We start from the raw sequence: 13,053 nt of genomic DNA on the forward strand, positions 1-13,053 counted from the left end.
CAGCATGACGCCATTGCGGATCATCTTTGCCGGCACGCCGGATTTTGCGGCGCGCCATCTAAGCGCATTAATTGCCAGTGACCACCAAGTCGTTGCGGCCTATACCCAGCCAGATCGCCCGGCGGGTCGCGGTAAAAAGCTGCAAGCTAGCCCAGTAAAGCAGCTAGCGCTTGAGCACGGCATTGCAGTTTACCAACCGGAAAACTTTAAGAGCGAAGAAGCACAACAGCAGTTAGCCGCGTTAAACGCCGATTTAATGGTTGTAGTGGCTTACGGTTTGCTGCTGCCTCAAGTTGTTTTAGATACACCGCGTTTAGGTTGTATTAATGTGCATGGTTCTTTACTACCTCGCTGGCGTGGAGCGGCACCGATTCAGCGCTCAATTTGGGCTGGCGATACCCACTCGGGCGTGACCATCATGCAAATGGACATTGGTTTAGATACCGGTGACATGCTGTTATTAGATGAAGTTGAAATCGCCAAAGATGAAACCAGTGCATCACTGTATGACAAACTGGCCGAAGTAGGCCCGCATTCTCTGGTTAAAGCTGTTGAAGGTTTGGCAAACGGAGAGTTGAGCGCTACACCGCAAGACGATAGCCAAGCAAATTACGCCAAAAAGCTTAGTAAAGCAGAAGCCTGTATTGATTGGCAACAAGATGCCGAATTTATTGAACGCTGTATTCGCGCCTTTAATCCTTGGCCTATGAGCTACTTCACCCTAGCGGATAAAAACATCAAGGTATGGCAAGCCAGCGTACAGCAGCACTCAGGCCAACAAGCTCCAGGCACTATCATTGCGGCAGATAAACACGGCATTGTAGTGGCCACCGGCAAAGATGCTTTGCGCCTTGAGCAAATTCAAATCCCAGGCAAGAAAGCCTTAGCCGCCGCAGACGTACTAAATGCTCGAAAAGAGTGGTTTGAACTTGGTGCTAAGCTGGAGAGTGCTAATGGCTGAACAGCCAAAAAATAAGCAAATAAATGCCCGCGCAGCCGCTGCAAACATTTTGTATCAAGTGGTAGACCAAGGCCAGTCACTAAGCCAAATGCTGCCACGAGTATTACCTCAAGTAGTGGCGCGCGATCACGCCTTGGTAAAAGAGCTATGTTTTGGTGTGCTGCGTTGGCTACCGCGTTTTGAAGCGGTTTTGCAACAGCTAATGGATAAACCGCTAAAAGGCAAAATCCGTAATGGTCACTTTTTGCTAATGGTTGGCTTGTACCAGCTGTTCTATATGCGAGTGCCAGCTCATGCTGCGGTGTCGGAGACGGTATCTGCCACCAGCCAGTTAAAACTGCACAGCCTAAAAAAACTGGTTAATGGTGTATTACGCAATGCCGAGCGCCAACGCGAGCAATTAGAGCCCCAGCTAACTGCCAACGACAGCTTACAATATTGCCACCCGAGCTGGATAAGCAAACGCTTAAAAGCCGCTTATCCAGAACAATGGGCGCAAATACTCGAAGCTAATAACCAACATGCTCCAATGTGGATAAGGGTTAACGCACTGCAAGGTGAACGCGATACTTATCAAGCAGAGCTAGCGGCTTTAGAGATCGCCAGCCAAAGTTCCACGCTGGCGCAGCAAGCCTTATGTTTAGACAAAGCACAACCCGTGCATAAACTACCTCGTTTCGCCGAAGGTGCATCTTCGGTTCAAGATGGCGCCGCGCAAATGGCAGCCAGCTTATTGGATGCGCAGCCCGGTGAGCGTGTATTGGATGCCTGCGCTGCACCAGGCGGTAAAACCTGTCACATTCTAGAACTACAACCAGCATTAGCTGAGCTGGTTGCAGTAGATACCGAACAAGCACGCTTAAACCGTGTAACAGAGAATCTTGAGCGAATAGGTTTAAAAGCAACCTTGCATTGTAACGATGCCAGCAAACCTGAACGTTGGAATGATCAGCCTTTCGATCGAATTTTGTTAGACGCCCCCTGCTCGGCCACTGGCGTTATTCGCCGTCATCCCGACATCAAATGGTTGCGCCGTGATAGCGATATTGCAGAGTTAGTGAAGCTACAAAAAGAAATCTTAGAGGCACTTTGGCAGCAGCTAAAACCCGGTGGAGTTATGCTTTACGCGACCTGCTCGGTGTTGCCCGACGAAAATAGCCAGCAAATTGCGGCATTTTTGCAACAAACCGCGGATGCTGAACTGGTGCCAATTAACCAAGATGAAACAGCAACTCAACCTGGTTGGCAACTTTTACCCGGCAACAATAACATGGATGGTTTTTATTATGCTCGACTACGGAAAACCCTTCCTTAGGCTTGCCTTTCACGCCATCAAGAGTAACACTAAAAAATAGCAATAAACGCTTAAGGTATTGTTAGCAAATGAAAATCATTATTCTTGGAGCGGGCCAAGTAGGTGGCACGTTAGCGGAAAACCTCGTGGGTGAGAAATCAGATATCACCCTGGTAGATACTAACCAAGACCGCTTGCGAGAGCTGCAAGATAAGTTTGATTTACAGGTTGTATTTGGTCATGCCGCCCACCCCAGCGTATTACGTGAGGCGGGTGCGCACGATGCCGACATGTTAGTCGCGGTAACGAACAGCGATGAGACCAATATGGCGGCTTGCCAGATTGCTTACACACTGTTTAATACGCCAAATAAAGTGGCGCGAATTCGCTCTGAAGAGTTGCTCGCCGAGAAAGAGGCACTGTTTTGCAATGAGGCGGTTCCGCTCGACCACTTGATAGCGCCCGAACAACTGGTTACCGACTACATCAGCCGTTTAATTGACTACCCTGGCGCATTGCAGGTGATGCAATTTGCCCGAGGTCGAGTAGGTCTGGTAGCGATTAAAGCCTACTACGGCGGTCCTTTGGTAGGTAATGCCTTATCGGTATTACGCGACCACATGCCCGATATTGAAACCCGAGTAGCAGCAATTTTCCGCCAAGGCCGCGCAATTCGCCCTCAAGGCACCACTGTGATTGAAGCAGATGATGAGGTGTTTTTTGTAGCAGCCAGCGACCATATCCGCAAAGTAATGGCCGAATTGCAGAAACTTGAGAAACCTTATCGACGCCTAATGATTGTTGGCGGCGGTAACATTGGCGCCGCGCTAGCTAAGCGCTTAGAAAGCCAATACAGTGTTAAGCTTATCGAACGCAACCAACGCCGCGCCGAGCAACTGGCAGAAATGCTAAACAATACCATCGTATTTTGTGGTGATGCCTCTGACCAAGAGTTGCTCAGCGAAGAGAACATCGAACAAGTTGATGTATTTATCGCAGTAACTAACGATGACGAAGCCAACATCATGTCGGCCATGTTAGCCAAACGTATGGGCGCTAAAAAAGTGATGGTGCTAATTCAACGTGGTGCTTACGTAGAGTTGGTACAAGGCGGCACTATTGATATTGCTATCTCACCGCAGCAAGCGACTATCTCAGCCCTGCTTACTCATGTTCGACGGGCCGATATCGTAAATGTTTACTCACTGCGCCGTGGTGCAGCCGAAGCCATTGAAGCCATCGCGCATGGCGATAGCAATACATCAAAAGTGGTGGGGCGAAGCGTTGGTGAGTTAAAGCTTCCTCCCGGCACAACCATTGGTGCAGTAGTGCGCGGTAACGAAGTGATCATTGCCCACGACGATACGGTGATTGAGCAAGATGACCACGTGGTGATGTTCTTAGTGGATAAGAAATTTATCCCTGAAGTTGAGCGTTTATTCCAGCCTAGTCCGTTCTTCCTGTAGGTTTTTTCACATGATGATTGCCCCCGATCTCAGGCCCATCATGTTTGTGACGGGTTTGGTATTGTCCAAACTCAGCCTACTAATGTTAGCGCCCTTAGCCTTGGGAATGGCTTACGACGAGCCAGATTATGTCGAGTTTTTCTATACCATTGTCATCACACAATCTGTGGCTTTTGCCCTCATTCGCTGGGGTAAACGGCCCAACTTTAAACTCTCAGTGCGTGGCATGTTTTTGCTTACCACCACAGTTTGGTTAGTCGCCTGCTTATTTGGTGCACTACCTCTTTATCGAATAGACCACATTAGCTTTACCGATGCCTTTTTCGAAACCATGTCTGGGCTTACCACCACTGGCTCCACAGTGCTGGCGGGCTTGGATGAAATGCCCAAAAGTGCGTTGCTGTGGCGCTCTATGCTGCAATGGCTCGGTGGAATAGGCTTTATTGTTTTAAGTGTAGCGATTTTGCCATTTTTGAATGTTGGCGGGATGCGTTTATTCCAAACCGAATCATCTGATTGGTCTGATAAAAACACCCCAAAAACCAAAAATGTCGCCAGCAACATGCTCAAAGTGTATTTGTTGCTATCCATTCTTTGTGCCGGTGCTTATCACCTAACTGGCATGGACTGGTTTGAAGCGATTAATCATTCAATGACCACCATTTCAACTGGCGGTTACTCCACCTCCGATGAATCAATGGCGCATTTTAGCAATGCCAGCCACTGGGTAGGCAGCGTATTTATGTTACTAGGCGGCCTTCCCTTCTTGCTCTTGGTGCAATCGATTCGCCATAAAGATCCTCGCTACATCTGGAAAGACGCTCAAGTTAGGGGATTTGTGAGCTTAATTTTGGTGGTGGGCGGCATGATGAGTATTTGGCTATGGATGCACGGTACCTTTTCACTATTGGATGCGCTGCGCATCAGCATCTTTAATATCATTTCAATTGTTACCACCACCGGTTACGGACTCACCGACTTTAGCCATTGGGGTAACTTCACCACCGTGTTATTTATCTTTTTAATGCTGGTTGGCGCTTGCTCAGGCTCTACGTCTGGGGGAATAAAAATATTTCGTTTTCAACTGGCTAGCGGATTATTTTCGCGCCAACTAAAACAGCTAGTTCACCCTAATGGCATTTATCCACACCGCTACAATGGCCGTTTAGTCAGCGAGCAACACATTCGCTCCTTGGTGGCTTTTATTTTTGCCTTCTTCTTTACTCTTATCTTGTTAGCCAGCGGTTTAGCCTTGCTGGGTTTAGACCCAATAACGGCATTATCAGGCGCAATGACCGCCTTAGCTAACGTTGGTCCAGGTTTGGGTAGAGTAATTGGCCCCGACCATAACTTCCACTTACTGCCAGACTCAGCCAAGTGGCTGCTGTCTTTAGGGATGTTATTAGGGCGATTAGAAGTACTAACAGTACTAGTATTGTTTCTGCCAGCCTATTGGCGTTACCGTTAATTTTGGCGGCGATTTCGCGCCAAATAGGGGTTTAACCACCACCATAAGCCAAGGTAAACCAAGTACAAACCTACAATTATGGTTTTATGTTGGTTGGTGCCTGTATCCACAATCTCAAAATCAACGTTCATAATGTGGCAATACAGCCAAGCAATCACAATCGAACTGTAGATAATCGAGAAGCGCCACAAAGTAAGTAACAATGAACGCAAAGCACCAAGTAGCATAAGCAATACCTAAGCAAATAAGCCCAACGGAGAGCGACTAAAAGCCACAACGAGTATTTGGGCAAACACAGCAATAGCGGCTAAACCGGCCAATATTCTCACTAACTGATTTGGCGCGCGCTTAAGAGCAAACATCCCCAACACAATATACACCACCAAAAGCACCACTTTAGCGGTCAGCCAATCTTGCGCGATGGGGTATTGCTGCAGCATCACGCAAAGCAAAATAGCCGCAACCAGCAAGCCAGTATCAATAATATGCGGTAGCACTTTTAACCAAGTACGCTTGAGTAATGACGAACCAAATAAGGCAAGAATCCAGCGAAAAATAAAGCCTAATATGCTTAACATTGCCAAGGTCATATGTAGGTGTTTTACCATTGGATAGTATTCGAGCATTGCTTGTCCTTTCTGTATTCGCAAATTTTAGTCCGACCAGTGTATTAACTTGCATTTAATACCACAAACCTTTTTCTTAAATAACAAACTCACAACATCTGCTAGGTAGCTGATTAACAAAAGAATAACTGGACAATAGTCACACCATGGCAGCAATACTGCTGTTTTATTCATCAATTCATCGCTAATAACGTGATCTAGCTCTCTTGGGGGATCTGCTAAACTGTGGGAGAGTGTCGCCACTATCTTATCTTTTTATTAACAAATGCCGGAGCTGGCCATGTCAGAAGCACCCAATATGCTACCTGCCATCGACATATTAATGTGTCATACAGGAGCCTCGTTTTTAGATGCATGCCAAGAATTAGGCGTAGACCCTAACGAAATGGCAGAATTTGGTTCCGCAGACCCAATAGACTCACAAGAAAATTAAATAAAAGGCAGCGTTAGCTGCCTTTTTCATTTATAACACCGCCTAATCCCCGCCTAAAAATTCAGCAATAACTAAATAAAATTATACTTAAAAGGCTTTTACAACATAGTCTTAGCTTAATTTGCAAATAAGTGTAAATAGCTCACTTCTTCACTAGCTTTGCTTTCGTTTTTACGGGTACAATCGTTCAGATTTATGCCTATTTGTAGGTATTTTTAACCAATACTTCGCTTTAAAAATGGATTAAACGGGTATCTCATGTCACAGCTGTATCGAGTGAATTTCATCTGTAACGGCAAAACCTACGAGCTGTATGCTAAACACGTAAATCAAGCCAGTTTATTTGGCTTTATTGAAGTGGGTGACTTTGTATTTGATGCCCGCGCCCAGTTGGTCGTTGACCCCAGCGAAGAAAAGTTAAAGACAGAGTTCTCTGGAGTAAATCGCACCATGGTACCGATGCATAACATCTTACGAATTGATGAAGTGGACAAACTAGGTAAATCTAAAATCCATGAAGCCAGTAACATAACGCCCTTTCCTTCTGCCATTTACACGCCTAAACCATGAACCAACAGAGCCCTATAGATTGGTTTAAACTAAAAGCACAGTTTGGCAACGAACAGTTGCTTAAAGTGTGGTTGACAGATGTTGTTAATGGCAGCGAACAAGAAGCTCAACAGATTAGACAAGCCATTGAAGACGGCAAAGTAAATAGCGGCTTATTACAACAGCTTCAAGGCATAGCCGCTTTGGTTTGTAGCCCGGCGCTTAGCTCTTGGGTTAAGCTGTTGAAACAGAGTGAACAGCCCCAAGCAGATCTTGAAAAATGCTTAACTTGCTACCTTGAGGTAGTAACTGAAATCACTCACTACCTCCAGCAACACTAGGGTCTGTTGATCTTTGCTGATGGTTTTTGCAGCAATTTATTAGCCATTTAGGCAAGGCAGTGAGTGTGCAGTTAAGTGGGCTTAATAATCACCCGCTAACGCTGAATAAATGGCTAAGAAATGCTGCCCGAAGGGTTCGGATAAGCGAACTTTACTCTTTGTTAAGCACTTCTTGCTTAGCCCACTAGGCTTCTAAGTGCTCGCCGCGATTAAAGCCCGCTTATCTCGAACAAAATTTCAACACCAAAGATCAACAGACCCTAACTACGCTGTAAATGTCGTAGTTAAGGTTTTTTCACCCAATCGCCCGAGTGAGATTGAATATAAGCGCCACTATCACTGCGCTCAATCGCTTTTTTGCCCGCCAGCGCAGCCACTTGTTGCTCAGTTAAACCGTTCTCTTTAGCAATTTGCTTGTATTTGGCTAAACGCTTTTGGTTAATACCATCCACTAAGGCTTTTACTTCAGCATTGTGGCTAACAATGCCTAACAAACCATTGGTTTGCTCACCCACCCAACCATTATTCTTTGCTTCACCTAAATCCAAGGCCGCCACAGAAAAGCTAAGGCTTAACAGTAAGGCTAGTATCCAGCTATTCCTTTTCATCATGCTCTCCTAAAACAGTCCGCTTTCATCACTAAATAAATCATCAAGTTGCTTATCAACGCGCACTCTAATTTCATGATCAATTTTTACATTTAGATTAACCGTAATCGGCTTATCTACCGCTACCTCTACCTTAGGTGTACAGGCCGCTAGGCCTAACACTAAAACTAGGGGGAAGAAGAAGTATCGTCTATCCATTGCTGCAGTTGTCCTGACAGTTGTTCGCCAATACGCAAACTACGTAGTAGCTGATAAATGTTTTCTTGGTGACGATAGTTCAATGTCACCAACCGTGGGCTAACCTGCTGATTGCGCCCAATAAGTTTTACCTGCATGTCGAGTTGCCCATCTTCGGCAAAATCGACTTCAGCTGCAAGTGTTTCATAATCAAAGTCTTCTAATAAGCTTAACGCAAAATCGAGCGACGGGTGTTGTGCTTTAATCGCCACCAGCGATTGGTGAGTAAGCGCAATATGCCCTCTTGGCTCTTCAACAGCCAGCCTCCCTGCTGCAATTGCGATGCCTTGCTCAGCAAAATGTACTGGTAGATTGCCCGATACCGATCCTTGCATGGTTAAGCCTAGTTCGGGATAAAGCTTCACTAACTCGGCGAGTTGCACCTTTTCCAACTCAAGATTGGCGACATTAGGTAACGCTAGCGCTAGCTGAGCTACCTTCGCTTCGCCGCCCAACACCTTAAAGCCAATATTTCGCATCATTACGCTCTGCCACTGCGCCAATGGAGCAAATTCTGTTTGCTGCCAAGTAAGGGCTAACTGCGATAAAGGTATGCCGATATCCCATTGCGCTAAGGTGAATACTCCAGAATGCTGCCAGCCCAACTGAGGCTGAAATTTGAATTCGCTAGTTAACTCTCCACCGTCAAAGCGGAGTTCTCCCCATAGGGCATTAATATTGTGAGCCTTAAGCTCCCCATTAAGCTGCTCATTCTTCCAAGTAAACTGCAGCTCAGCCGCTGCTGACAATAGATTGGCTGGTTTAGGTAAAGTGTAAAAATGCTGCTGAAGCGCAACTAAGTCTTCACCGTTTAAGCGGCCGGTAATCGCCAACTCAGGCTGCAACTGCCAACGCCCTTCCCCTTTAAGCTGCCACTCTGCAACGTTCAGCTGCCATTTATGCTGTTCAAACTGCCAATCGGCTGCCGGTAGTGCTATTTCATCAATGCTAAAACCAGAGTGGGAAGCGGCTAACTGCCAGTTTTCCCAACCAAACAACTGCGCATCAATTGTTGCTGCTAAGCTTGGCAGTTTTAGATTGGCGTTAACCAGTAAGTCATCCGAGAAATTTGCCGCAATAGAAAACTGCAGCTTGGCCAAGCGCTCGTCAGCTAACCAAGCTTGCTCAAAGTGCTTAGCTAACGTTTTGAGTAGAAGCGGCGCTAGTTGCCCGCTTAGCTGCAAGGTCTGCGCTTGCGCAGCAACGCTTAGCTCAATGTGACTGCCTTGTGTTTCACTTAAGCTCAACTGCCATTGCTGATCTTGCTGGCTTAGCTTTAGCTTTCCTTCAACAAGAATTTGCTTACTGTGCTTTACAGTTAGCAGCTCAACTTCAATACGGCTGCCATTAAACGCCACAGGAATGCTGAGAAGCTGGGTAAATAGTTGTTCAACCGCTACTTGCCATTGGGCAGGTTCAAAGGTGGCGCTTCCCTGATTGTCTGAGCTCAGCAAACAACTCAGATCCAGCTCTAGATGCTCAACCCTTAACAACAGGGGAAAGCTGCTTACCTTAAGCCCTTCAATATTTAGCTGCGGGCAAGCTCCCCACGCGCCTTTGCCTAATGCGGCTTCCATTTTAGGGTTTGCGTAACAGGCAGCAGTAAACAACACGCTAAGCACCATGCTTAGTTGTAAAAATGTAGAGAGGCCCAAGAATAGGGGCTTGTGGTAACAACCACCCAAGCTAGATTCCTTTATTGCTATATCTCTAGCAGGAATACTAAGCGCTTTTGAGTGGAATAACGAGAAAACAAACAACACAATAAGCATTTGGGCTTGACGAATTGGGACTATCCGACAAAAACTTAGTAAAACCAGCAGCTAAGGCTGCAAAACAGAAAACAACTATGGTTATACCAATCACACTAAGTAAGTGATCAGCAATAAGGCAGGAAAAATACTCGAGAACAATGCAGGATTTTTCGATAAGTAGTTATTCCACAATCAAAAATTCTAAGGCAGTTATCGAGCATTTTAAGCCGGTAGAATGAACAGTTACTTAGTACGATTGGTATTACACAGCAAAGCAGGAGGAAGCGCTAATGCCTTGGTGGTGGTTTTTAGTCATGCTCATCATCGTGGGCATGGTGGTATATCAATTATGGCGTAATGTTCAGCAGCGTCGCTGGGACTCAGCCCAACCGCTACACAGCCTTTGGGTAACTGTATCAAAACGCGATGAAATCCCCATTACTCGTCCCGGTAAAGAAAATGAAGATAGGCATAAGCGTTATCGCTATTTTGTGGAGTTCACCCCAGTGGAAGGCGGTGAGTCTCGCCGTTTTCAAATAAAACGTAAGCAGTTTCAAGATCTTACTCAAGACTTAACCGGTGAACTCACCATTCAAGGAAGCCGACTAGTGAGTTTTGAAGCTGGCGAACCGCCCGCGGATAGCAGCGAAGGACAATAGCGCTACCAGTAAGCCAGCGGCGATTAACAGTGCCCCTAAAGCATGATAAGCCGCTAATTGCTCACCTAAAAAAGTCACGCTCAGCACGGCGCCAAATAAGGGCATTAAGTGAATGTATTGGCCAGCGATATTGGCTCCCACGCTTTTAACACCATAATTCCAAGCCAAATAAGCCAGCAGAGAAGGAAAAACCGCTACATAAGCCAATGCTGCAATAGCATCATTAGACACTTCAAACGCGGCTTCAGGTAAATTTAGCCAATAAAATGGACTCAGCACTAAGGATCCAACAACCAGCGTGCAACCTAGAAATGCTGCTCCACCTAGCTCGGCGGGTTTATAGCGTAAGCCAATGGAATAAAGCGCCCAAACTAAAGAGGATAAAACAATCCAGCCATCGCCTTGGTTGATGCTAAAAGTCGCCAACTGCTGCCATTGCCCTTTCACCAACAAAGCCAATACACCAACAAAAGACAATACAATGCCGGCCATTTGCCGCAGGGTTATGCGCTGTTTGAGCCAAACCCAACTCACTAGCAAAATAAATATCGGAATCATCGAGTTAATAATCAGTGCGTTAGTGGCAGTGGTATTTTGTAAACCGATATAAACACAGGAGTTAAACCCCGCCACACCCAAGCAGGCCAAAACCGAAATACGTAGCCAATTTTGGCTAATCACTTCTCGCTGACGCCACATACTGCGATAAAGCAAGGGCATGGCAATCAGCATGGCTAAAGTCCAGCGCCAATAAGACAAAGACATCGCTGGCACTTGTTCTGAAATATAACGCCCAGTAACAAAATTTCCGGCCCAGAATAGTGGCGGTAGAACCAGCAAGCCATAAGCCAGTAGCTTTCCTTTCATAAAACCTTCCCTCTCTACTCTAGACGTCAGCGACTTAGGGCTGTTAGGGTATAGCATCGGGCTGGGATTTGCAGTACTATCCGCCATCGCGCGGTAGCGCTTTCTAAAACATTACTATTTCATGGATAACGATCAATGAGTCTAATAGAGGCGATTAATGCAGGACTGCATGTGACGGCAATTATTTTGCTGGCAGGTGCGCTGTACTCTGAAGCCTTTTTGTTCCGCCGCGGAATGACCCAAGATGATGTAAAAAAGTTGCTGTTGGCCGACGCCACCCACGCTTTTTCTACAGTATTGATTTTTATCACCGGCGCTTTACGGCTGTTTTTGTTTCACAGCACTAGCCATACTTACCTCGACAACCCTTTCTTCGCCTTAAAAATGCTGTTGTTTTTTGTAGTGGTATTGTTGTCTCTTTATCCTTCAGCCACCTTTTATCGATGGCGTAAAGCCTTAAAACAAGGCAAACCCTCGATGATTAGCTATCGCCAACACTCCTCGGTTATTTGGTTAATTCGCCTTGAGCTAGGTGTATTGTTACTAATCCCAATGCTAGTTACGCTAGCACGTGCCGGTTTTGGCAGCTAAGGGCCTCCTTTAGTTACCTTGCGAGAACACCGCTGCCCTGCTTAAGCTAACTTGCGCTTGACCCCCCCCGAGCACCACCAAAACGCCACTAATGAGCAACAGCCCCTAGATATTTCTGTTCTTATTCATACGCTTGTTGTATAGATAAATGCTGATATTTAGCCAGCAGGGGTTAGCACTATGAGTACATCCAATTATCAACTCAGCCAAGAGCATGAGCTGGCCACGGTGTACCCAGAAAAAATTCAACCTTACTGGGCTAAACATGCCAGCGAAGCCAGTTTTGTTGGCGCGCAAGGCTTAAGCATAAAGTATCTAAAACTAACGGCCGCCGAACCCAACAACAAGGTAATTGTGGTTTCACCAGGGCGAACCGAAGCCTATTTAAAATACGATGAACTAGCTTACGATCTGGCCCAACAAGGCTACGACGTATTTATCATCGACCACCGCGGCCAAGGCTTATCTGACCGTGAAAGCGCCCGCTGGCAACCCGGTGATGTAGCTAGTTTTCAATACTACGTTGATGATTTAGCCACGCTTATTGAACAGCAAGATTTGCTAGCTAATTACCAACAGCGGTTTATATTGGCGCACTCGATGGGCGGCGCTATCGCTGCTCATTACTTACAACAGTTTCCCAATACTTTTACTGCCGCCGCTCTATCTGCGCCAATGTTTGGCATTAATCTAGGCATGCTACCTAAGCCAATTGCCACCAGCTTAGCAGCGATTATGAGCAAACTTGAACAGCGGTTTAAGCGCGGCCCCTACTATGCGGTTGGCCAATCAGATTACAAACACTGCAGCTTTAATAATAACCACTTAACTCACAGTGAGCAGCGCTTTAAGCAGATGCAAGCCGTGTACTTGGCCCATCCCAAAATTCAGCTAGGCGGACCAACCAATCGCTGGTTAGATCAAAGCTTTACCGCTATGCAACAAATCATCGAACGCGCCAACACGATCAGCGTTCCACTACTATTATTACAAGCAGAACAAGATGAAATTGTAACCGCTGCGGGCCAGCGCGCTTTTTTTCAAGCACTAGGGCCTACAAGCGCGGCATCGGCACAATTCAAGATTATTGCTGGCGCAAAACACGAAATACTGTTCGAAAGCGACTCGATGCGAAACCCTGCTTTAAGCAGTATTCTCAACTTCTTCGAACAGCACGCTAATTAAGAGCTAGGTCGCTT

Annotated in this window: 16 protein-coding genes; 10 read left to right on the forward strand and 6 right to left on the reverse strand. The window is 46.3% G+C overall.

Features of this window, described 5'->3' with window-relative positions:
- The first annotated feature begins 4 nt into the window (after positions 1-4).
- The 4 genes from fmt to ACYFDN_RS15660 all read left to right on the forward strand — a co-directional run bounded on the left by fmt (position 5) and on the right by ACYFDN_RS15660 (position 5,189).
- Positions 5-961, forward strand: a complete 957-nt coding sequence (gene fmt, locus ACYFDN_RS15645) for a methionyl-tRNA formyltransferase (protein ID WP_483511854.1) — start codon at positions 5-7, stop codon at positions 959-961.
- The gene (gene rsmB / locus ACYFDN_RS15650; RefSeq protein WP_483511856.1) at positions 954-2,276 is read left to right on the forward strand and encodes a 16S rRNA (cytosine(967)-C(5))-methyltransferase RsmB; all 1,323 of its coding nucleotides are present in this window, start codon (positions 954-956) and stop codon (positions 2,274-2,276) included. The genes fmt and rsmB overlap by 8 nt, the downstream gene beginning before the upstream one ends.
- Before the next feature lie 68 nt (positions 2,277-2,344).
- Positions 2,345-3,721, forward strand: a complete 1,377-nt coding sequence (trkA, locus tag ACYFDN_RS15655) for a Trk system potassium transporter TrkA (protein WP_152783785.1) — start codon at positions 2,345-2,347, stop codon at positions 3,719-3,721.
- 10 nt (positions 3,722-3,731) lie between these two features.
- Positions 3,732-5,189 (forward strand): TrkH family potassium uptake protein, encoded by a 1,458-nt coding sequence (locus ACYFDN_RS15660; protein ID WP_483511858.1) that lies wholly within the window; start codon positions 3,732-3,734, stop codon positions 5,187-5,189.
- Here ACYFDN_RS15660 and ACYFDN_RS15665 read toward each other — a convergent pair.
- A complete protein-coding gene (locus tag ACYFDN_RS15665; RefSeq protein ID WP_016399907.1) occupies positions 5,186-5,416 on the reverse strand; it encodes a hypothetical protein in 231 nt (76 codons plus the stop codon). The two genes, ACYFDN_RS15660 and ACYFDN_RS15665, sit on opposite strands and share 4 nt — an antisense overlap.
- Positions 5,417-5,425: 9 nt before the next feature.
- A complete protein-coding gene (locus ACYFDN_RS15670) occupies positions 5,426-5,815 on the reverse strand; it encodes a SirB2 family protein (protein ID WP_016399908.1) in 390 nt (129 codons plus the stop codon).
- Between the two features lie 280 nt (positions 5,816-6,095).
- Between ACYFDN_RS15670 and ACYFDN_RS15675 the strand changes: the two genes are divergently transcribed.
- The 3 genes from ACYFDN_RS15675 (at position 6,096) to ACYFDN_RS15685 (ending at position 7,138) form a co-directional block, all read left to right on the forward strand.
- On the forward strand, positions 6,096-6,248 hold the full coding sequence (locus ACYFDN_RS15675; protein WP_016399909.1) for a hypothetical protein: 153 nt from the start codon (positions 6,096-6,098) through the stop codon (positions 6,246-6,248).
- Positions 6,249-6,506: 258 nt separating this feature from the next.
- Positions 6,507-6,818, forward strand: coding sequence for a DUF1820 family protein (locus tag ACYFDN_RS15680; protein ID WP_016399910.1), 312 nt, complete (start codon positions 6,507-6,509; stop codon positions 6,816-6,818).
- A complete protein-coding gene (locus ACYFDN_RS15685) occupies positions 6,815-7,138 on the forward strand; it encodes a hypothetical protein (RefSeq protein WP_483511860.1) in 324 nt (107 codons plus the stop codon). Before ACYFDN_RS15680 ends, ACYFDN_RS15685 begins: the two co-directional genes overlap by 4 nt.
- A gap of 284 nt (positions 7,139-7,422) precedes the next feature.
- On the opposite strand, the gene ACYFDN_RS15690 is transcribed toward ACYFDN_RS15685, so the two are convergent.
- The 3 genes from ACYFDN_RS15690 to ACYFDN_RS15700 are packed head-to-tail and all read right to left on the reverse strand — an operon-like array spanning position 7,423 to position 9,668.
- Positions 7,423-7,746 (reverse strand): YdbL family probable chaperone protein, encoded by a 324-nt coding sequence (locus ACYFDN_RS15690; protein WP_483511861.1) that lies wholly within the window; start codon positions 7,744-7,746, stop codon positions 7,423-7,425.
- 9 nt (positions 7,747-7,755) lie between these two features.
- Complete coding sequence (locus tag ACYFDN_RS15695; protein WP_016399913.1) at positions 7,756-7,944, reverse strand: YnbE family lipoprotein; 189 nt, start codon at positions 7,942-7,944, stop codon at positions 7,756-7,758.
- The gene (locus tag ACYFDN_RS15700) at positions 7,914-9,668 is read right to left on the reverse strand and encodes an intermembrane phospholipid transport protein YdbH family protein (RefSeq protein WP_483511863.1); all 1,755 of its coding nucleotides are present in this window, start codon (positions 9,666-9,668) and stop codon (positions 7,914-7,916) included. Before ACYFDN_RS15700 ends, ACYFDN_RS15695 begins: the two co-directional genes overlap by 31 nt.
- A gap of 359 nt (positions 9,669-10,027) precedes the next feature.
- Here ACYFDN_RS15700 and ACYFDN_RS15705 point away from each other — a divergent pair, with 359 nt between their 5' ends.
- The gene (locus tag ACYFDN_RS15705) at positions 10,028-10,396 is read left to right on the forward strand and encodes a DUF2500 family protein (protein WP_040306597.1); all 369 of its coding nucleotides are present in this window, start codon (positions 10,028-10,030) and stop codon (positions 10,394-10,396) included.
- On the opposite strand, the gene ACYFDN_RS15710 is transcribed toward ACYFDN_RS15705, so the two are convergent.
- The gene (locus ACYFDN_RS15710; protein ID WP_483511864.1) at positions 10,343-11,263 is read right to left on the reverse strand and encodes a DMT family transporter; all 921 of its coding nucleotides are present in this window, start codon (positions 11,261-11,263) and stop codon (positions 10,343-10,345) included. The genes ACYFDN_RS15705 and ACYFDN_RS15710 overlap by 54 nt on opposite strands.
- 135 nt (positions 11,264-11,398) lie before the next feature.
- Here ACYFDN_RS15710 and ACYFDN_RS15715 point away from each other — a divergent pair, with 135 nt between their 5' ends.
- Together ACYFDN_RS15715 and ACYFDN_RS15720 are read left to right on the forward strand one after the other, a co-directional pair.
- A complete protein-coding gene (locus ACYFDN_RS15715; protein ID WP_016399917.1) occupies positions 11,399-11,854 on the forward strand; it encodes a DUF2214 family protein in 456 nt (151 codons plus the stop codon).
- A gap of 180 nt (positions 11,855-12,034) precedes the next feature.
- Positions 12,035-13,039 carry an alpha/beta fold hydrolase gene (locus ACYFDN_RS15720; RefSeq protein WP_483511865.1) on the forward strand — a complete coding sequence of 335 codons (1,005 nt, stop codon included), beginning with the start codon at positions 12,035-12,037 and terminating at the stop codon, positions 13,037-13,039.
- Positions 13,040-13,053: the final 14 nt, after the last annotated feature.

The organism is Agarivorans sp. D1326, from assembly GCF_056958115.1.